The organism is Pseudovibrio ascidiaceicola, assembly GCF_900114245.1.
Taxonomy (GTDB): domain Bacteria; phylum Pseudomonadota; class Alphaproteobacteria; order Rhizobiales; family Stappiaceae; genus Pseudovibrio; species Pseudovibrio ascidiaceicola.
On the sequence record NZ_FOSK01000006.1, the window covers coordinates 36,465 to 56,397 of the forward strand.

A 19,933-nucleotide genomic window follows, 5' to 3' on the forward strand; every position below is an offset into this window, starting at 1 on the left:
ATGAACTGGTCCGGAATGTTGAAGACCGCGCCTAAAGCTCAGGAATCACATCAGGCAGATGTGGGCGGCATCAACCGCGAAGGGATTGATGCACTTCTGTCGGCTTTGATGGAAGACCGTCCACTTCCTGAGGTTGAAGGAGTTTCTAGAGATCTCTACGAGCGCTTTGAAGCGCTAAAGCAGAAACTTGATGATCAGGATGAGCGTACCCTTGGTCAGACAGTAGAGTATTCTCTGCAAGCCAGTGAATCTATGGCTGCAATTTCCCAAATCACTTGGCATATCCGCAAAGCGGATGAAGGGGCTCAAACAATTGCGACCGGTGTTGAAGAGCTGAACGTTTCCTTCTCTGAGATTGCCTCCAGCGCTCAAGGAGCTGCTGATGCGGTGGAATCTGCCAATGAAGCCATGCAGCAGGGCGAAACCGCGACCCGAGAATCCGCAGATGCCAGCCAGCATATTGGTCGGTTCTTTGAAAGCATGATTGCTGCTGCAAATGAGTTAACCGCAGCTGCTGTTCAGATTGGCACATTTGTTGGTACGATTGAGGGGCTGGCCAAGCAAACAAATCTGCTGGCGCTGAATGCGACGATTGAAGCGGCGCGTGCTGGCGAGGCGGGCAAGGGGTTTGCTGTTGTGGCTTCTGAGGTGAAGGATCTTTCAGGCCAAACACAGCAGGCAACGGATGATATTCGCTGCCGCATTGAGACCTTGCAGGCTCACGTGAATGATGTGAACTCAGCCGTGAGTGATGCACAGTCTCTGGTCGGCAAAAGTATAGATAACTCACAGAATGCGGAGAGCCTGATTTCCGAGGTGCTGCGCGATGTAGGTGTGGCGAGTACGCAGATGCGGGAGATTGCGCGCCAACTGACGCAGCAGGAAGAGGCTACCAGCGAAATCAATCGCGGTGTCCACGCAATTGCAGGGCATGCTCGCGATGTAAATGAGCGGATTGAGCATGTGATCCAGACGGTTGCTCAATCTGAGTCCATCGTTGAAGAGCAGTTCACCGAGTTTGATAAACGAGGCGTGCCGAACTTCATTCTGCACCGCGCGAAGGCTGACCACATCATCTGGAAGAAGCACCTTGCGGAAATGTCAGTTGGCCTCAGTCATTTGCAGGTGAGTGAGCTATCGGACCATCATCAGTGCCGTCTTGGTAAGTGGTATGACAAGGTGGATGATGCTCGTGTGCGAGATAGTCTGGCATTTAAGAAACTGTTGCCCGTTCATGCCGAAGTTCATGAGCAAGGCAAAGAATGCGCACGCCTCCTAGGAATAGCAGACCATGCAGGCGCAGATGCTGCCTACAAGCGCATGGAAGCCGCTTCAGTCGAGGTGCTTCGCCATCTGGACGAGTTGTTGATGAGGTGATGAGGTGTATTCTTTGAGCTGATTGAAAATCAGAAAAGCCCGGGCACATGGTGCGCCGGGCTTTCTTTTTGTGTTGTTTTATTTCTATCGTTTTGTCGCATCCTTTAGAGACCTTAGCTCTTCAAGGATACGTTGAAGATCAAACCGGGATGACGACCCAGTAATCCAGATCAAGGATTACGCCGTCTTCGTATTTCCCTTCTTTATTCTTGTATGGGAAATTTCCGCAAATGAGATCTTTTGTTGCCACGAGTCGCAGGCGCAGTGCTGCGATATCGTTTCTGCCTTCAATCCGTTTTTTGTCCAGAACCTCAGACCATGCGTAAACGGTGTCACCCGCGAAGAGCGGTGCAACGTGGCGTCCTGCATTTATGCCTGTGATATGGAAAGCATTGCCTAGTCCGTTGAACGACAAAGCACGTGCAAGCGAGATGACATGGCCGCCGTAGATCAGGCGTTTGCCAAAGCGGCTGTTTTTCTCGCTATGATGATTGAAGTGGACCTTCGCTGTGTTCTGGTAAAGACGCGTTGCGAGCTGGTGTTCAGCTTCTTCTACGGTCATACCGTCGACATGGTCGATCTTTTCACCCACTTCGTAGTCATCGAAGCGGAATGGTGAACCAGATAGGTCAAAGTCCCAATTGTCTATGGAAAGCTCTGGAACGGCTTGCCCCAGGCAGTCATCGGAAATTCCGTCTAGCAGATCCGGCAGGGTGGTTTCTGGCGCAGATGCGTTTTCATCACGCTTCTTCACCATGACCCAGCGGGTGTATTCCAGAACTTTTTCAGGATTCCCTGGCTCTTTGTGGCGATAGCCAGTAGAGCGCACGTAAACAACACCGGTTTTGCCGTTTGAATTTTCTTTCAGCCCGATGACTTCTGACGTAGCGGAGAGCGTATCTCCGGCATAGACAGGCATCAGGAAACGGCAGTCAGAATAGCCCAGATTAGCGACGGCATTCAGTGAAATATCTCCCACTGTTTTGCCGAAGACCACATGGAAGACTAGTAGGTCATCCAGTGGGTAATACGGGTATCCAATTTCCTCTGCAAAAGCAGTTCCCGACTGTACCGCAAATCGAGATCCGTATAATGCAGTATAAAGAGCTGTATCTCCTTCATTTATTGTCTTTGGTGTTCCATGTCTTATGACCTGGCCCACGTGAAAATCTTCAAAAAAGTTACCGCAAGACGTTTTTGTCTTAACCGCAGTTAACGTCATGTATGTAGTCCCCCAACAACAACACGGCAGGCATTGAATAAGAAGTATTTTTAGTTATCAAGCAACACCTTAGAAGGTTGACACTTCGCATAGTATGTGTCGCTTTTGATCTTTTTTCTTGTGCCCTTGTATTTTCCTTGGTTGTCCAATTGACTTGTTTAATTGAACAAATTCAATAGGTTGACGGATAATGTGGTGGTTGCCGCAATCCGTGCTTCAGATGATCGACAAAAATACTCGAGAGAAACAAGCAAGCTTTCTGTCCGTTTGAGACCCTTTATATCTCAGAATCAGTAGGAATGAGCAAATTAAATATAGAATATGATTAGGTAATTGTGTCGTGTTTTTAGCTAAACCTACATCCTGACGTTGAAATTGTAGGATTGTGCAAGCGAATCAGTAAAAATGTTAGCAAATGTCGTCTGATTCACTTTGGGTGACTGAGCTGTGTTGTTCACTGTTTGCCCCTTAAAACCGTAGGTTTTTCTTCAAGATCAAAGCGTTACTATGAGTGGCAGGAGGTTTTCGCCCATGGTGAGCTTTTTCTGGCGGATTGTTGGTGTTGTTTTGCTAGCGTGGGTCGCGTGGGATCTCTACGCGGGATACACGCTTCTTTATGATGTCATCTACAGAACAGCAGACCCGCTGATGTACTGGATTGGCATTGCGTTATGGACTGCGCTTGGGTTGAGCTGCTTTTTCTCATCAAGTAGTCAGGAATAAGGCGCCAATTTCTCAATTGATCTGAGCTGTCCCGGTCGTATCCTGCAAGTAATGAATGCTGCTGGTGGTTTACCGTGGCATGTTGGGTTGTAGTTGAGGGAGGTTGTTATGTCGGAGAGAACCTTAATTTCTTCAGGATCACCCTTTGAAAAGACGGCTGGATATTCTCGTGCAGTTGTAGATGGTGACTTTGTCCATGTTGCTGGTACGACCGGATATGATTATTCGACGATGCAGATGCCAGAGGATGTGGGCGCACAGGTCGTTAATGCGCTGGAAACAATCAAAAGTGCGCTTGGCGAAGCTGGATGCTCGCTCAAGGATGTGGTTCGTGCGCGCTATTATGTGACTGACCGGAGTAACGTGGAGGCGGTTTTTGCCGTACTTGGTGAGTATTTTGGTGAAATCCGTCCTGCAGCGACCATGGTTATCTGTGCCCTCATCAAGGAAGAGATGAAGGTTGAGATAGAAGTCATGGCTCGAAGAAGCTAATTAGGTTTTGTCTTTCGAGAGACAGGCAAGGTACATTGTGGAGATGTACGCGGGAAGACTTTTAAGTTTCTGGTCTTTTCGCCAGTTGAAAGATCGTTTGTCTTAGCTATATAGGCAGACAATACCGACACTAACGAGATGGCGACGCATGACTGATTTTCCGAAAGAACTGCTGACTGGATACGGCCTTTATAAAGAGCGGATTTATCGCCAGTTTGAAGAGGAATATCAAAACCTCGCCATCTATGGTCAAGAACCTGAAGTAATGGTGATTTCCTGCTGTGACAGCCGGGTTACTCCTGAAGGTATCTTCCATGCGCAACCGGGTGAGCTGTTTGTGGTTCGCAACGTGGCGAACCTTGTGCCTCCGTTTATTCAAGGCGGCGGTACGCACGGTACCAGCGCAGCGCTTGAGTACGCTGTGACTGGCCTGAAGGTGAAACATCTTGTCGTGCTGGGGCATTGCAAATGTGGTGGTGTTCAAGCTTTCCGCGAAAGTAATGGCAAGCTCAGCAAGACTGGTCAGTTTGTCGGGCCGTGGATCAAGATGTTGGAACCGGCTGCAATCACGCTGGCTTGTACTCCGGTTGACAAAAATGAGGATCCTCAGCTTGCGTTGGAATATGCCGGTATTCGCCAGAGCCTGAAGAACCTTATGACATTCCCGTTTATTGAAAAGCTTGTCACTCAGGGGAATCTGGATATCCATGGTGCTTGGTTTGATATTGGTTCCGGTTCTTTGCGGGTTATGAATAAAGAAACCGAACTCTTTGAAGATGCACAGGATCTGCGTGCGCGGTTGAAAGAGCAGGAAGCTGAGGACTAAACTTCTTTAGAGGAATAGAGCCAATCAAAGTGTTGGTTCGATAGAGTTTTAGAGAGTCGCGTTCTATGGTGTAGGGCGCGGCTTTTTTACTTGTTTGCGGGACTTCCAATTGGGGTGGCGGACCTTCCAGAGAATGAACGGAATACTGAGTGTGAGGAACACGCCTGGGATAATGATTGCCAGATAAGTTGTTGCCGGGAAGTCGGGTTCGTCTGGAGGTCGGAAACCTATGATGAACGCGATGAGTGAGATACTGAAGCCGATGCTGCCCAACACCCAGATGCCCCAGTTGCCGAACGGGACCTTATAGGTCCGCGGAACATTTGGGTGTTTGTAGCGCAGCCGGATTGCGGTGCTGTAGAGCATTAAGTACATGACGGAGTAAAGCAGTACCGCTGTTGAGGTGAGGTACAAGAAGACCTCGTTGGTCTTTACGTGAAGCAGGAAAGCGGTTGCTATGAGTGTCGCGATGGTGGCCTGCACCAACATGAGTGGCACTGGCATATCGTGAGTGTTTGAGCCATGCAGGAATTTGGGTAGCATGCCATCGCGGCCTGCGACTGCGAGGCTTTTCACTGGTCCTGCAATCCAAGTGCTAACTTGCCCGGCGGCACCAACAGCGATGAACATGGCTGCAATGGGTAAGATGTTCGGAACGCCATAGTGATCCAGCAGTATTGTGAAGGTTTGCAGGACCCCAAGCGTGTTTGAGATCTCCGTTACCGGAATGATCATGGCAATTGTCAAACCACCCAGAAGAGAAATTGAAAAGCCAATCAGTGCTGCGATGAGGATTGCGATTGGATAAGTGCGTCGAACGTTCTGAACTTCTGTTGCGTGGCCCGCTGAAACTTCCATACCGATGAAGCCGAAGAGGAAACTTAGGAAGAGGAACAAGGTTGAGGTTTGAGAGAGGCAGGGGATGATATTGGCGGTGGTGAGGCTGACATCAATAGCGGGTTGAGCAGGGCCTGAGACGTAGAGCAGGCCCAATGTAATCATGGTGAGAGATGGGAAGATCGTTCCTGCCAGTAGGCAGACGCTGGCAATGCGTTTTGTAATTCTTGTGCCTTTGAAATTTGCGAAGGTTGCGCCCCAGTAGATGATGATGACTCCCGTGAACATGAGCCATGGGTTTTCATCAAGAGGCCTGTCAAACACAAACGCGAGGGCTGCAGTGGTGTAGGCTACGGTTGCGACCATGGCGAAAATGGCCTGAAACCACTGTAAGAAGACTGCCATGAACCCGAAGGGAGCGCCGAAGGCTTCCTGCACCCAGGTGTAAACACCATGTTTGGGCCAACCTGTTGCTAGTTCAGCTGAAATGAGGGCTACAGGCAGGATGTAACAGAGGATCACTGCTGTGTTGAAGAACAGGATCTTCATGCCGGTTTGTGCCATGAGTGGCATGTTCAGCATGGTCATGAAGAGGGCTGTGGTCATAAACACCAGGTGCCAAAGGGTGATGTGGTGCTTTGGCTGGTTGCGTGGTGTTTTGCCCATCACTCTTGCCCCTTACTTTTGGGGGAATGCAAGATCTGCTTGCGGCGTAGGAACCAGATGCTAAGCGGAATCAGCAGAGCCAGAACAACAGCCACCACCATAAGACCTTCAAAGCTCTCTAATGAGAATGGCAGGGCTGGCGGAGGAATGAAGCCAATCGCAAAGCAGCTTATGGCCGTCAGCATGCCGATGATGCCGAGCAGCCAGATGCCCCAATTACCTCCGGGGACTCTGTAAGGGCGAGGGATATGCGGATGAGTATAGCGCAAGCGGATGGCTGCTATGAACATCAGCAGGTACATCAGCGAATAGAGTAGTACTGCTGTTGAGGTGAGAACGAGGAATACCAAGTTGACGTCCTCGAAGAGAATGAAGCTCAGGGCAATTAATGAAATGAGCGATGCCTGCAGGATCAGGAGTGCTGTGGGGACGTTGTTTTTGTTGGCTTTCGCAAAGCGTGCAGACAGCAGGCCTTTTCTGCCAGCGGCCCACATCCCTTTCACGGGACCGACAATCCAGGTGCTGACCTGACCGGCAGCGCCCACGGCAACCAGCAAGGCAATGAAGGGCGTGAGAATGGAAAGGCCATAGGCGTTCAGATAAGCGGAAAAAGCCTGAAGGGCTCCGTTGATGTTGGAGATATTGCCTTTTTCGAGGATGAGTGAGACCGCAAGCCCACCCGCAAGGGTAATGACAAAGCCTGCGATTGCTGCTGTGAAGATCGCACGGGGATAATTCTTTTGCGGGTTTTCAACTTCGTTTGCATGACATGCGGAAACTTCGATGCCGACAAAGCCAAAGACGAAGCTCATGAAGAAGACGAGGCTGGTGGTATCTGATAGTGAAGGAACCCAGTTTGTGACTGTAGTGGATGTGTTGAGGGCGATTGGTTCGCCAGAGATCAAGTAATAGATGCCAAAGAGGATCAGCAAGGCAGAGGGAAAAAAGACGCCGACGGAGACCGCATAACCCGAGATTTTCTCTGAGGTTTCTGTTCCTCTGAAATTGATCAGTGTTGCAGCCAAAGAGACGGCGAGCACCGAGAAGGTGATGTAGTAGCGATTTGAGCCCAGTTCCGGATCAAAGGCATACGTGAGTGTTGCGGTGGCATAGGCGACGATTGATGTGACGCCGAAGATGGACTGGATCCATTGCAGAAATACAGCCACGAAGCCGATGGGCGTGCCGAAAGCTGCTTCGACCCAATGGAATACGCCGTTCTGGGGCCAGCCTGTTGCAAGTTCTGCTGAAATTAATGCTGTTGGAATGAGAAAAGCAAACACTGTGATGGCGTTGAGCAGGACCATTTGCATACCGGTCTCTGCCATCATTGGCATGTTGCGCAGGGTCATGAACAGCGCTGTGGTGATCAGCACCAAGGGGATGAATGCGATTTTGTGTTCAGCGCTGGGCGGTTTTTCCTGCTGCATGGGCCACCGGCATAGTCTTTGATGCTCTAAACTTTAAATTGAGGGCCTGAAAAAAGACTGAGAGTGCAGGTGGGAAGCGCCTTGGTGGCATTAAGTTGCTGTTAGGTGTGAGCGCTGGGCTAGATGTCTTCTTTGCAGATAGTACGGTCAACTTCCATCAGCTCAACCGGAGCTCCATTTACCTCGATAAAGGCGACAGTGAGTCCGTCAATAGGGGAGTTGGGTTTGATGATAACCTTCTGGTCTTTCAACGCCTCTGCCAAATCGTCAACTTCAAACGCCACATGCGCCACTGTCTTCACGATTTCAGGGTAGGGCGCACCTTCATCATAACGCTGCCACTGGATGCCGAAGGGATTGTTTTTGTGGTCGCTGACGGTCATGTGCAGGTGAGGCAGGGGAATCTCTTCCTCGAAATATCCCTTGGTTGGAATGCCGATATGGTTGAATTTCATTGGTCATCTTTCAATTTGGCTGCATGGGACCATGTTTGAGACCAGTGGCCTAAGGGTTGCAGGTAGGTGAACAGGTCTTCGCCTTCTGCTGTCAGTTCGTAGCCGCTTTCTCCATTCATGACGATCCCGCATTCTCGTAGTTCTTTCAAGCGCGTATTGAGCACAGTGGGTGAGACAGAGTCACAATTGGACTGGAGCGTGCGGAAGGTCTGCGGGCCAGTTGAAAGGTTCCAGATGATGCCAAGAGCCCATCGTCTACCCAGCAAATCAAAGAGAACCATGATTGGTTTGCCGGATTTTGAGCCACGAACCGGTTTGCCTGCCTTAGGTATTTTCACAGAAATGGGGCTTTCCTTTTTGCTATGATTGTTGTAGCGGTGTCTTGCTACTTTTATTGTAGCACGTTTGGAGAGTTTTGCTATGGTTGTTTTTGCGGTGTCGTCTGCCCTGGCGGCTTCCTTAGGGTGGGCGTGTGGATCAATGTTGGCCCACCGGCCGCTACAACGTGTTGGGGTTTTTGAGTTTACGCGCATTCAGTTGCTTACATCCGGGGCGATCCTGTGTTTGCTTTGCTCTGTGTTGGGGTATTGGCATACTGTTGATTGGAGCCAGTGGCCTGCCTTTGTGGTGAGTGTTGTTGTCAGCGTGATTATTGGAAACCTGGCTTTGATGGCGTGTTTGCGTCGGGCTGGGCCACGGCAAACGGAGCTGCTGCTATCGCTTAAAACGCCAATCGTTGCTGTGCTTGCCTTTGCGTTTCTTGGTGAAGAGCTGAGCTTTACAGAAATTGTTGGCATCGCAATCGCTCTTTTCGGCATTTGCTTGGCGATTTTGTTTGGAAGTTCTGATCAGGAAACTGAAGCTACTCGTCGCAGTGGCGGGTTGGTTGTGATTGTGTTGCTGGCGCTTGTTGCAGCTGCTTCGCAAGGGATTGGAATGCTTGTTCTTAAGCCGTTGCTTGTTGCAGGGACCGAGCCTTTGGCGGCATCCGCGGTGCGGGTTACCGGCGCTGCGTTTATTGTGGCCCTGGTTGGATTGATGCCTGTCTCGGCGGTTCAGGCTTCAACAGAGATGAGCTGGATGCTGTTGTTCCGCGTCGTGCTGCCCGGTTTCATTGGATATGGCATATCTGTCTCGCTGCTGCTTTATGCCTATGCTCATTATGATGCAGCCGTTGCCAGCATTCTTGGTTCGTTGTCGCCTGTCTTTATTCTGCCGTTGCTCTGGATGCGAACGGGAAACATGCCCCGCCCGCTGGCTTGGGGTGGTGCACTGCTCTCGCTTGGCGGAACTGCTGTGATTTTGCTGTAAGGGGATTGGTGTCAGCAGTTGAATTGCTGCTGGCACGCTTTGCTTTATTAGAAGCTGAGCTGCAAGTCGTGTCTTGCAAAGAGATCATGGAAGCTCTTTACGAGACCGTTTGCAATTCCAGTTGCGTTTTCCGACGGATCACTCGGGAAGAAAAAGGCATCTGTTACTGCCTGCTTTTGTTCCAAGAATTCACCCTCTGAGATTGTGTTTTCATCAGGGGAATCTAACGAGTCCAGTAAGGGTGCAAACAACTGAACGAATGGGCCTTTCAGTGTGGATGAGATCACTGAAGCGGTCGCATAAGCTTCTGTCGGATGTTTCCCAGCCTGCTGAAGACGATTGACCAGCTGTTCTTCGACATTTGTTGAAATGAGCTCGATAGCCTCACTCACAACTTGCGAATTTTCCTTGAGCTTCTCGGAGCAGAAAGCGTTGTTTAGCTGTTGCTGGATCTCCGGGTGCTCTTTGAAAATCTTCGTGAAGTGACGCTCTGCGGCGAACTTGTTGTCGTCACCACCCAAGCCATCCGCATTGTTGGAGTGCTTTGCTATAAACTCGGTCAGCAGCTCTGCATTGATTTCATCAGCGGTCAGATGTTCTACAAAGCCTTTGATGATTTCATTGGCGGTTTGAGCTGATTCTATCTGCTTGCCAAGCTCAGCCTTTGCTGCGTTGACGATGCCGCCTTGTTCCTGAAAGTCATTGCCGTCTTTTATAGAACGCACGATTTCCTTGGCAGCTATATCAGGCAACCATTTCTGCGCGGCCCTTATTTCTTTTGGGGTTCCTTCAGGCACAAACGGGGCAATTTGCGAGCTGAACTCATCTGTTTGCGCTGCTTCTCTCAGTGTCGATTTCAACACGTCCTGAACAGCGCTGTTGATGATGCTTTTTTGGAGAATATCTTCGATCTGATCAGTAATGTCGTTCGTGCCTTCAGGACCGGAAACCGTGTTGAAGACGCCGTTCAATACGGTTGCGATTTCACCGAATGCCCCTGCGCTTATCTTCTCTGCGGGCAGGCCCAACTCTGAAAAGACGCTTTCAAGCAAAGTACCGCCTGCGCTAACTGACTGCAGTGCTGCAATGGCCCGTAGCTGATTGCCTACTGCCTGTTGTACCTGTTCATCTTTCAAACTGCCGCGAATAAAAGTGTTTGATTTGTCTGGTCTGGACTGCTCTTCCAGTTTGATTTTTGTGTTTTCCTGAAGGTTGAAAATTTGCCCGGGAGAAACATTGTCCCAATCTATCTGGATACCAGCACTTGATGCGATTACTTTCAAGTGTTCTGGATCGCCCAGTGCCTCGATGTGTTGAGTGATGCTTGCGTCTATTGCTGCCAGATTCTTCGCAACATCTTCTGCAATCTGTGAGACAATTGCTTTTAGTTGCTCAGGATTTTCGCCAGCCTTTGTAAACTCACTGGAGCCTTCCAGCAATTTGGTGATATTGGCTGCTACCTCTGCACCATGCGTTTTGGTGATGCTTGTGAGGATAGCCGCTTGTGTAGTTACATTGAGCTCTTCGGCTTTATTTTCCTGAGTTGTGAGTGCCAACTCAACCGAGCTCAGTACTTGTGCTTTGGTCAGGCTGTGGGCTTTCCCATCACCTGGTACGAAAGCCTTGTAAGCGGCTTCACCGACGTCTTTGCCGAATTCTGTTTTTAATGCTTCCTGAAATCGGGTCTGGTCTGCAGACTTCTGGCTATCTCCAGTGATATGGAGTTTGGCCCAGGAAAGCACTTTTCCGCCAACCGATGTATGAGAGGTGCGTTGTGTAACGGCCTCTTGCGTAGTGTGCAGTTTGTCCAGACCGTTGTCGAGTTGGGCTGCAGTTACAAAACTGGAGAGTTCAACGGTGCTCATACTCTTGCTCCAAAATCTGCGAAATTATCGGTCTGGCAGGGGGTGATGTGGTTTGGGTTATCCCAGTTTGGGCTGAGACTTTCAGGATTTTTGAGGCGCTCGTGCCAGGACGCGGCTGTGCGAATGAACATGTCCAGCTTGTTGTGCAAAGCGAAGGAGGACCTGTCGGAGATCGTCACCACCATGGAGAGGTTTACGCAACTTGCTTTTGGGCTGATGTTGAACGCCATGGCATGGCTGTCAGCAAACACGCAATTGGCCTGCATCAGGGCTTCAAGGACTTGCGGACTGTTGGTATCGCGTTTGCTGATAACTGCGTTGAAAAGCAGGGTCTGGCTTTCGTCTCGCCAGACGATGCTCATGGCGAGGTCATGATCAAGACCAAGGAAAATCTGACCATCTTCGTTCAAAGAGAAGTTGTCAAAGCCAATTCTGTTGCCGAGTTCGATCAGCAGTGCGTTTACCAAATCAGTCATGCAGTCTCGCGCGCCTCACCATAGGACTTATATGTCGTTGATGCTGTTCCTTGGAGTGAAGACGGTTTGTCTGCTGCAAGTTTGTGCATCTGTAAGACTAGGTTTAGCGAGGGGGAGGAGAGGCTGCTGTCTTGTTTGGTACAGGTTGCCGACAAACTTGTGACCCTCGCATACTTTGCTGCGTATGCGAGGGCGGTTGGTTATGTATTCGCGAGAACTGTAGCCGGAGCGGCGGCTCGTTTGTGGGCGAGCACGATGACAAAGGTGAGCGCCAGTAGGAGAACCTCGGAGAACACACTGGCGTACCAAATACCGGCTTCTCCCATTGCATAAGGCAGGATGAGAGTAAGCGGGACTGCGAACAGGTAGGTTTTGGCCAGCATCAGAATGCCTGCACGGGCAGCGTCACCGATCGCCTGAAAGAATGTGCCTACCATCATCAATGGACCAGAGAGGAAGAACATCATAGACACGATTGGTATGATGCGTTCGACGTCTGCAATTGTGGCTGCATCATCGACAAAGATTGCGCCCAGTTGGGAGCTGAACAGGAAGTAGATTGCCTGAACTCCACCGCAATAGATGAGCGAGATTATGATTGCGATCTTCAGGGTTTGCGCAGTTCTATCGTGTTTTTGGGCGCCGTAGTTGTTTCCTGAAATGGATTGCAGCGCCATGCTGAGACCCAGCAGAGGCAGGAACGTGAAGGTCATCATTCTGGTGATGATGCCATAGGCTCCAGCGGTGACTTCATAGTTGCTTCCGGCCCAAAGCTGAATTGCAAACAGCGTGACGGCTGCAGCCAGAGAAACACCCGTATAGCCAAGGCTTTGGGGGACACCAAGGGCGATGAGGGACTTCCATTGGAAGCTCACTGGTCGCCAGTTCAGGAAGGAAAGTTTCCCGCGTTTGGATGTGTAGTAGACGACCAGCGCAACTAGGGAAATCAACTGTGCAGTCAATGTTCCATAAGCAGAGCCTGCCACGCCCCAGCCGAATTGAACCACATAGAGCCAATCAAAGAAGATGTTCAGGAATGCAGAACTCAGGGTGATGACTGTCATTAGGGGTAGTAGTCCCTCACAACGGAGCCTGTCGATGTTGATGGATAGGACGAACCCTAGCGGTGAACCCAGAATGAGGATCGCCATGTATTGATAGCCAATACGGGCTAGTTCGTCAGAGCCGTTGGTCAGGAACAGAGCTAACTGAAATCCTGCGACCAGAAAGCTCACTATAAGGCTGCCGCAGACGATCAAGGCGAGGGCGATTGCGCTGTCGATGATTTTTTTTGCGATGCGGTGGTTGTTTGCGCCAAAAGCCCTTGCGTAGATGCTGGCGAAGCCGTTGGAGACGAGCGTGAACAGGGACACCAAAATCATGAAGAGAGGGAACATGAGTGTGACGCCTGTCAGCGCCTGTGTGCTCACGTAGGTTCCCAGAAAATAAGCGTCGACGACCGTGTGTAAGCCGTTGACCATCATGACAAGGCTGAGGGGGATTGCGGTTTTTGCAAAGAGTATAGGTATGGAGCCGGACAGAAAAATATTGTCCGGTTTGGAAGAAGAAACGTCTGACATCAAAACTGCTTTCAGTTCAGAAGCGGGAAAAAGCTGGGGCTCGCGTTGCCAGTAAACCGCTGAAATAATGCGGTTTGATGTAGAAAATATGGAGCTTCACCAGAGCGGTATGCTTGCGAGCGGCGGGTGTCCTAACCACACCACGATCATAGGTGGAGTGCATTTTTACTGCAAGTGGATGCGCTCAATTGAGCAAGATTTGTGAACTGGTATATGGCAGTTTGAATTTGCGTCGTGTTGCGGTTGACGGGGGTAGCTTGCGCGACCTACTCCTCTTGCAGTCAATTCTGCTGAGAGGTCCTTCCATGGCAAAAGCAATTCACATGATGATCCGGGTTTTGGATGAAGAGCGTTCGCTTGCGTTTTACCGCAAGGGGTTTGGTCTGGAGGTTGCTGAGCGACTGGATTTTGACAGCTTCACTCTGGTTTATCTGCGTAATGCTGAAAATGATTTTGAGGTTGAGCTTACGGTCAACAAAGACCGCAGCGAACCGTACTCCTTAGGTGACGGTTACGGCCACATCGCGTTTTGTGTGGATGGACTTGCTGCTGAGCATAAGCGTTTTCAGGAGGAAGGGCTTGCTCCTGAGGACATCAAAGAGTTCTTCGTGGAAGGCAAGTTGCTGGCACGGTTCTTCTTTGTGACTGATCCCGATGGATATCGAATCGAGATGTTGGAGCGGCATGGGCGATACCAGTAGCCGCTTCCCAACTTAGTACTCGATCGCCTTTTCAGCCAGTGTCGGAGGGGAGCTTTTGGCGAGCTCCTCTTTGCTGTGGCTTTTGAAGGTGTGCGTAAAACCTTCCCGCAGTTTGTAGTGCGGCTGCCAGTCGAAGTTTTCCAAATACCTGGTTACATCGAGCGCGCAATCGTAATCGCGGAAGGGGAAATACTCACGAGCCGGGATGCCGGGGGCCATGTCACTCCCATAGAGAATTTCCGGCTCGATTTCCGCAATACTGCAGAGCATCTTCACCCACTTTTCGATGGTCAGGATATGCGGGTCGGCCAGATTGACGGCTTCGGTCGGCATGGCATGCATAGCCAACAAATAAAGAATGAAGCTGGCGAGATCTTCTTCATGCAGAAACTGCAGTTTGGTCTGGCCATCACCGGGCAAGATGATCGGGCGTTCTGTTAAAGCACGTGCCCAAACAAATTGCTCTCGGTCAATATCGTTGTTGGGGCCATACAGGTAAGGCGGGCGGATGGCGACGGCAGGCGTATGTTCCTGATTCAGCAGGAAGTGATCGGCTTCAGATTTGTCTCTGCCATAAACACCCCACACAGACGCTCCACCGATCGGGTCTTTTTCGCTCGGTAAGTGCCCTTTGGTTTCTTTGTAAACCGCTGCGCTGGAGAGGTGAATCCACTTTTTGGCATGGATGCCGAAGGTGTTGAATGCAATCCTCGACTGCTCTCGCGTATAAGCGCTTGTATCGATTACCGCTTCAAATTTATCAGCGATCTGCTGCATGGCAAAGGGATCGTTTCTGTCTGCAACCAACTGCCTGGTTCCCGGAACAGGGCGTGTGCCTCTGTTGAGCAGGGTTACATTATATCCCTTCGAAAGTAGCGCCGGGATGAGAGACGCACCCACGAAGCCCGATCCGCCTATGACTAACAAGTTATGCATATTTTGCAGTGCCTTAGAACTTTCCACTCTCAGTCTCAGAAACCTAGCATAGTGGGATTAAAGAAACCTGTCTGCGTGGCAATAGTTGAGCACCCATCCATTTTCGTTGAAATATTGAACCTTGCAATGACTGGTGTGAGGCGGCACAAATGGTCAACTTCAATTTATAGAATACGGGGATATTGACCCATGGCATCCAACAAGCTCTTGCTTCTTCCTGGTGACGGAATTGGTCCTGAAATCATGGAGGAGGTAAAAAAGGTTATCGCTTGGCTCAACGAGCAGGGCGAAGATACTTACGAGTATGACGAAGGCCTTGTTGGTGGTAGTGCCTACGACGCACACGGCGTCTCCATTTCTGAAGAAGATATGGCGAAAGCGCAGGCAGCTGATGCTGTTATCTTTGGTGCTGTTGGCGGCCCTAAATGGGACGACGTACCTTATGAGGTGCGCCCTGAAGCTGGTTTGCTGCGCCTGCGTAAAGACCTTGGCCTGTTTGCAAACCTTCGCCCTGCGATTTGCTATCCAGCGCTGGCTGATGCGTCTTCCTTGAAGCCGGATGTCATTGAAGGATTGGACATTCTGATCGTTCGCGAACTGACCGGTGGTGTTTACTTCGGTGAGCCGAAAGAAATCATCGATCTGGACAACGGCCAGAAGCGCGGTATCGACACGCAGGTTTACGACAGCTACGAGATTGAGCGTATTGCTGGTGTTGCCTTTGACCTTGCACGCACCCGTGACAACAAAGTTTGTTCCATGGAAAAGCGCAATGTGATGAAGTCCGGTGTGCTTTGGAATGAGGTTGTAACTGCCACACACAAAGCAAACTACGCTGATGTTGAGCTGGACCACATGCTGGCAGATGCTGGCGGCATGCAGCTGGTGCGTTGGCCAAAGCAGTTTGACGTTATTGTAACGGACAACCTGTTTGGGGACATGCTGTCTGATGTTGCGGCGATGCTGACTGGTTCTCTGGGTATGCTGCCTTCCGCATCATTGGGCGCGCCTGATGACTCTACCGGAAAGCGTAAAGCTCTTTATGAGCCAGTACATGGTTCTGCTCCAGACATTTCTGGTACAGGTGCTGCTAACCCAATTGCAATGATTGCAAGTTTTGCTATGGCGCTGCGCTACTCCTTCCAGAAGATTGCAGAGGCCGACATGGTTGAAAAAGCAATCTCCAATGCGCTGGACAAAGGTCTGCGTACAAAAGACATTGCGAAGGATGGTGAAGCAACCATCACCACCGCACAAATGGGCGATGCCATTGTTGCTGAACTGACTGCTCTTGCAGGTGTTTCAGCATAAGCGACTGCCAGAATTCTAGAATTTTGAAGCAGGGCTTCCGTTGGTTCGGAAGCCCTGTTTTTTATGATTGCTTATAAAAGGGAAATAAGATCTGTTTGCGAGGGAGCTAGCTCTTGATCCTAGAAGTAAGTTCTGATCGGCTTGCTGTTCAAGTGAAGCATACAAACCTTCTCGCTAAAAGAGGAAGCAAGAAGTAAAATTACTACAATTCGTAAATTAAGAAATGGCCCGCTATGAATTTAAAAAAGCCTGAAAGAAGATTTGAACAGGCAACACAAGCAATAGTAAATATTAAAAATAGTAAAACAGTAAATGAATACGAAGATAACTGGCGTTCTTTTTTGACTTCAGCAAATGGAGTCTATTCTACGCTGGAACAAGCAATGAAAGGTTCTGAGAGGACAGAGCAAGCCTTTAAGAGATTAAAAGCCGAGAGAAAAAAAGATCCACTGATGCAATATTTGCATCAAGCAAGAAATGCAGAAGAACATTCAATTCAAGAAGTAACAGAAACGGTGCCTGGCGCTACAACAATTGGTGGGGGTGGCCCAGAGTTTAGCAAGGCGTTCAGGGCAAGTTTCTCAATAAACAATGGAGTGCTAGGAGGAGTGGGCGGCAACCCTCCGGAAATTAGTCCATTAGATGGAAAGCCTGTATTGATAAAGCAAATAGGGCCGCAGGTTAAGTTAAAATCGGTTACTAATTATGGGAAGAAATATCCGGTACCGCGAGAGCATAAGGGTAAGGAAATAGAAATTCCTACCCCTATAGAAGCTGCGGAGTTTGCGCTGTCATACTTGTCTGAAGTCCTTGAAAAGGTAAGGAAGATCGAAGCAAGATAGACGTGGTATTGTGATGCATTAGCACCTTTTATTGCATAGGTGGCAGTAGGGGCTGTGTTGGTTTTGGGCTCGGCAGGTTCACAAACTGTAGTTGGCCGCTGGTTACATCGAAGTCATCAAAGCTGACGCCGTGGAGCGTCGTGTTCTCGTAGGTTTTGATGTAGTAGATCTTGTTTTCGATGTCCGCGATGGCGGACCATTGGGTGTAATCGTTGGCTTCCTGTTCTTGCTCGGTTGGAGAAATTGCCGGCCTTACAAACCCTTTGGGAATATCGAAGTTGTTCAGCACGTGCTCCATTGTCACCAGCCGGTTCTTGTTCAGCTCAGAGGCGTCAATGGTGGAGATAAAACCTAGTGCCCGGATAAATCGGGATGGCGGGGTTGGATCACCTGGGATTCCAAGCAAGCCAGAACCCTGACCGAAGGGGGTGAGTTCCTGTCCCATAATTTCGGTTGAGCCGATGTTGAATGGGGAGAGGAACAGGTAGTTGCGGACGTTCTGGACATGCCATTCGAAGTCTGGAGAGTTGGTGAGCACGGTATAAGGATTGTCGTAGACTTTCAGCTCGCCATTTACGGGTTCGATGACAATAGAAAAGCCTGCTGCGTCATGCAGGGTGTAGTGCAGGGGGGGGATCTCGTCCATATTCTCGTAGAAGGTTCCGACCAGAGATACCTGGTCCAAGTTGACTTTGATTTCTTCTACTGTTTTGAACGTTGAGAGCATCCAGACTAGGAAGTCTACCTGATTGATTTCCTTGGTGCGTTGCGTAGTGTCTGGTGATGGGTTCTTGTAGCCTGCAAAACCAGGGAAGTAGAGGGCGCCACCTGACAGGCCGTACTCATTCATGCCATCCACCAAGGCTGAACTGTCGAAGATACTGGCGCCGATGACTGCAATCTTTCCGGTCCAGCTGTAGCCGGGCTCATCATTGATTTGAGATTGGAACTTGTAACCGCGTGGGATGAGCCCAATTTTAGTGGGGATCTGCTTGCCAAACTCCATCGTGCGACCATACATTTTAATGTTTTCGACGGTGGACAGGACGAAGCTGGTGCAGGCATTTGCCGCCATTGGCTGAAGAACAAAAGCGAGCAGGGCTAAGCTGATCTTGAACAAGGCAATCGGTTTGTTGGCAAAGCGTTTGAGCATGGGGCCTCCTGAATGAGTTCTTTTGCTTGTGATTGTCAGCGAAGAGCACAAAGGTTCCGTTAGATGTGCCTGCTGCTTTAAGATTGGTTTTTTGGCAGTTTGGCCACTGGATGTTAATCACGGGAGTTAGCTGTGTGATTTGGTTGCGCGAAAAACCCCTGTGCGGCATAAGCCTGAGCCAAGACAAATTTTGAGAAGTATTGCTGAAAGACAGAGCATGGATGAACGTTTAAGACCCTTCCTCGGAACCTGGATTCTGGATCCTGATGCATCAAGCTATGAGCAGGGTTCTGTGCCTTGGGGTGGCAGTTTGAAAATTGTCGAGAAGAATGGCGAAATCGGCTTCTTCATGAAAACCGTTGAAGGCGAAGGCGAAACCGTTGAGGCCAACTTCTCAGGCATTCCTGATGGGGAGGATCGCCCTATGCCGCAAAATCCGTTTGCGGATACGCTTTCCCTTTCTTTGAATACAGATGGTGATCTGGTTTCTGAAGCAAAGCGCGGCGGCCTAAGCATTATGGTTGCCAAGCGCGAGCTGAATGAAGACGGCTCTCAGCTTACGGTTTATCAAACTGTACACTTGCTGGATGCTGGTTCGTTTACCAACGAAGCGGTCTATATGAGAGCGCAGTGAGTGGTTTAAAACTGTATTAGCCTCTCTTTGTTGAACTTGGTTGTGTGACTTAAAAAAGTAACAGGACACAACCATGTTCAATCAAAATAAGCTTGCCGGAGCCTGCGCAATACTGGCGGTTTGTGGCGCATCAAGCGCCAATGCCCTAGTGTTTGATGGCATTCCTTACATGGATGACCGCAGCACCCCCCAAGCGGTGATTGAAAGCTATTATAATGCCATTAACCGCAAGGAGTATGTGCAGGCGTATAGCTACTTCAGCACCCCACCTAAGAACTTTGAGGAGTGGAAAGAAGGGTTTCGAACAACGGAGTCCGTGCAGCTGCGCTATGGGTCTACCCAGCCAGATGCAGGTATGAGCCAGCTTTATTGGCCGCTTCCGGTAGCGATTGAAACGCACCTTTCCGACGGGACTTCTCAGGTTTATGCTGGCTGTTATGTTTTACATATGGTGGTGCCGGGCACGATTACCGATCCGCCTTACTCGCCAATTGCGATCAACAAGGGTGAGTTGAAGCCAACGGATAAACCCTTGAGCCAGGCCCTACCCGATAAATGTGACGAGTAGCCGTAATTATTCATCATATCAGCTTGCTGTGAAGGCTGCGGAATAAGCGACGGTGCCGGTTGGTGTCTCTCCCTCAAAGGTGTGCTGCATAAAGTACTCTGCTGGCACGTCGGGGAAGACGAGGCCTTTTGCTTGCTGAAAGCCGAAGCGACTGTAATATTCCGGCTCCCCAAGCAAAACGACACCTCTGGCACCAAGCTGCTTGATTTGCTGCATTCCCTCCACGATCAAGGCTGAGCCAAAGCCCTTGCCCTGATGTTTCGGAGCAATAGCCACCGGACCAAGGCCATACCAGCCCTTATCCTCACCATCAATGGTTACTGGAGAGAAAGCGATATGCCCTACCATGCCGCCAGCTTGCCCTCCAATGAGTGACAGTGTCAGTTCACCATTCGTGCGCAGCTGGTCAATGATCAGGTGCTCGGTTGGCTTTGCACCGGGTTCATGATGTGGATGGTTTTCAAAAACTGCGTAAACAAGATCGCGGATTGCTTCAACTTCAGATGGTAGCTCTGTGCGGATGATCAT

General features: G+C 50.0%; 21 protein-coding genes. 10 read left to right on the forward strand and 11 right to left on the reverse strand.

Going from position 1 to position 19,933, the window contains the following annotated elements:
• Entirely contained in the window at positions 1 to 1,377 is a 1,377-nt protein-coding gene (locus tag BM231_RS12405) for a methyl-accepting chemotaxis protein (protein ID WP_093519815.1), read from the forward strand.
• 139 nt (positions 1,378 to 1,516) lie between these two features.
• On the opposite strand, the gene BM231_RS12410 is transcribed toward BM231_RS12405, so the two are convergent.
• Positions 1,517 to 2,599, reverse strand: a complete 1,083-nt coding sequence (locus tag BM231_RS12410; RefSeq protein WP_093519817.1) for a MaoC family dehydratase — start codon at positions 2,597 to 2,599, stop codon at positions 1,517 to 1,519.
• A gap of 531 nt (positions 2,600 to 3,130) precedes the next feature.
• Here BM231_RS12410 and BM231_RS12415 point away from each other — a divergent pair.
• The 3 genes from BM231_RS12415 (at position 3,131) to BM231_RS12425 (ending at position 4,640) form a co-directional block, all read left to right on the forward strand.
• Positions 3,131 to 3,322 (forward strand): hypothetical protein, encoded by a 192-nt coding sequence (locus tag BM231_RS12415; protein ID WP_093519819.1) that lies wholly within the window; start codon positions 3,131 to 3,133, stop codon positions 3,320 to 3,322.
• Between the two features lie 108 nt (positions 3,323 to 3,430).
• The gene (locus BM231_RS12420) at positions 3,431 to 3,814 is read left to right on the forward strand and encodes a RidA family protein (RefSeq protein WP_093519821.1); all 384 of its coding nucleotides are present in this window, start codon (positions 3,431 to 3,433) and stop codon (positions 3,812 to 3,814) included.
• A gap of 148 nt (positions 3,815 to 3,962) precedes the next feature.
• Positions 3,963 to 4,640 (forward strand): carbonic anhydrase, encoded by a 678-nt coding sequence (locus BM231_RS12425; RefSeq protein ID WP_063313017.1) that lies wholly within the window; start codon positions 3,963 to 3,965, stop codon positions 4,638 to 4,640.
• A gap of 63 nt (positions 4,641 to 4,703) precedes the next feature.
• Here BM231_RS12425 and BM231_RS12430 read toward each other — a convergent pair whose 3' ends face one another.
• The 4 genes from BM231_RS12430 to BM231_RS12445 all read right to left on the reverse strand — a co-directional run bounded on the left by BM231_RS12430 (position 4,704) and on the right by BM231_RS12445 (position 8,366).
• On the reverse strand, positions 4,704 to 6,143 hold the full coding sequence (locus BM231_RS12430; protein ID WP_093519823.1) for an APC family permease: 1,440 nt from the start codon (positions 6,141 to 6,143) through the stop codon (positions 4,704 to 4,706).
• Entirely contained in the window at positions 6,143 to 7,573 is a 1,431-nt protein-coding gene (locus BM231_RS12435; protein ID WP_093519825.1) for an amino acid permease, read from the reverse strand. The genes BM231_RS12430 and BM231_RS12435 overlap by 1 nt, the downstream gene beginning before the upstream one ends.
• A gap of 119 nt (positions 7,574 to 7,692) precedes the next feature.
• A complete protein-coding gene (locus BM231_RS12440; protein WP_093519827.1) occupies positions 7,693 to 8,028 on the reverse strand; it encodes a VOC family protein in 336 nt (111 codons plus the stop codon).
• Entirely contained in the window at positions 8,025 to 8,366 is a 342-nt protein-coding gene (locus tag BM231_RS12445) for a winged helix-turn-helix transcriptional regulator (protein WP_063300284.1), read from the reverse strand. Before BM231_RS12445 ends, BM231_RS12440 begins: the two co-directional genes overlap by 4 nt.
• 82 nt (positions 8,367 to 8,448) lie before the next feature.
• On the opposite strand from BM231_RS12445, the gene BM231_RS12450 reads away from it, so the two are divergent.
• The gene (locus tag BM231_RS12450; protein WP_093519829.1) at positions 8,449 to 9,339 is read left to right on the forward strand and encodes a DMT family transporter; all 891 of its coding nucleotides are present in this window, start codon (positions 8,449 to 8,451) and stop codon (positions 9,337 to 9,339) included.
• Positions 9,340 to 9,386: 47 nt separating this feature from the next.
• Here BM231_RS12450 and BM231_RS12455 read toward each other — a convergent pair whose 3' ends face one another.
• The 3 genes from BM231_RS12455 to BM231_RS12465 form a co-directional block, all read right to left on the reverse strand.
• Positions 9,387 to 11,204, reverse strand: a complete 1,818-nt coding sequence (locus tag BM231_RS12455) for a hypothetical protein (protein ID WP_093519831.1) — start codon at positions 11,202 to 11,204, stop codon at positions 9,387 to 9,389.
• Positions 11,201 to 11,680 (reverse strand): CesT family type III secretion system chaperone, encoded by a 480-nt coding sequence (locus BM231_RS12460; RefSeq protein WP_093519833.1) that lies wholly within the window; start codon positions 11,678 to 11,680, stop codon positions 11,201 to 11,203. Before BM231_RS12460 ends, BM231_RS12455 begins: the two co-directional genes overlap by 4 nt.
• A gap of 200 nt (positions 11,681 to 11,880) precedes the next feature.
• Positions 11,881 to 13,260, reverse strand: coding sequence for an MATE family efflux transporter (locus tag BM231_RS12465; RefSeq protein WP_093519835.1), 1,380 nt, complete (start codon positions 13,258 to 13,260; stop codon positions 11,881 to 11,883).
• Positions 13,261 to 13,565: 305 nt separating this feature from the next.
• Here BM231_RS12465 and BM231_RS12470 point away from each other — a divergent pair, with 305 nt between their 5' ends.
• Positions 13,566 to 13,961 (forward strand): VOC family protein, encoded by a 396-nt coding sequence (locus BM231_RS12470; RefSeq protein WP_093519837.1) that lies wholly within the window; start codon positions 13,566 to 13,568, stop codon positions 13,959 to 13,961.
• Positions 13,962 to 13,973: 12 nt separating this feature from the next.
• Here BM231_RS12470 and BM231_RS12475 read toward each other — a convergent pair whose 3' ends face one another.
• On the reverse strand, positions 13,974 to 14,897 hold the full coding sequence (locus BM231_RS12475; protein ID WP_093519839.1) for an NAD-dependent epimerase/dehydratase family protein: 924 nt from the start codon (positions 14,895 to 14,897) through the stop codon (positions 13,974 to 13,976).
• A 189-nt stretch (positions 14,898 to 15,086) separates the two neighbouring features.
• On the opposite strand from BM231_RS12475, the gene leuB reads away from it, so the two are divergent.
• Positions 15,087 to 16,208, forward strand: a complete 1,122-nt coding sequence (gene leuB / locus BM231_RS12480) for a 3-isopropylmalate dehydrogenase (protein WP_093519841.1) — start codon at positions 15,087 to 15,089, stop codon at positions 16,206 to 16,208.
• 233 nt (positions 16,209 to 16,441) lie between these two features.
• Positions 16,442 to 17,050: a hypothetical protein gene (locus BM231_RS12485; protein WP_093519843.1), complete on the forward strand. Its 609-nt coding sequence runs from the start codon at positions 16,442 to 16,444 to the stop codon at positions 17,048 to 17,050.
• Between the two features lie 28 nt (positions 17,051 to 17,078).
• On the opposite strand, the gene BM231_RS12490 is transcribed toward BM231_RS12485, so the two are convergent.
• Positions 17,079 to 18,203, reverse strand: a complete 1,125-nt coding sequence (locus tag BM231_RS12490) for a linear amide C-N hydrolase (protein ID WP_093519845.1) — start codon at positions 18,201 to 18,203, stop codon at positions 17,079 to 17,081.
• 217 nt (positions 18,204 to 18,420) lie between these two features.
• On the opposite strand from BM231_RS12490, the gene BM231_RS12495 reads away from it, so the two are divergent.
• Complete coding sequence (locus BM231_RS12495; protein ID WP_093519847.1) at positions 18,421 to 18,837, forward strand: hypothetical protein; 417 nt, start codon at positions 18,421 to 18,423, stop codon at positions 18,835 to 18,837.
• Between the two features lie 73 nt (positions 18,838 to 18,910).
• On the forward strand, positions 18,911 to 19,405 hold the full coding sequence (locus BM231_RS12500) for a hypothetical protein (protein WP_093519849.1): 495 nt from the start codon (positions 18,911 to 18,913) through the stop codon (positions 19,403 to 19,405).
• An 18-nt stretch (positions 19,406 to 19,423) separates the two neighbouring features.
• Here BM231_RS12500 and BM231_RS12505 read toward each other — a convergent pair whose 3' ends face one another.
• Complete coding sequence (locus tag BM231_RS12505) at positions 19,424 to 19,933, reverse strand: GNAT family N-acetyltransferase (RefSeq protein ID WP_093519851.1); 510 nt, start codon at positions 19,931 to 19,933, stop codon at positions 19,424 to 19,426.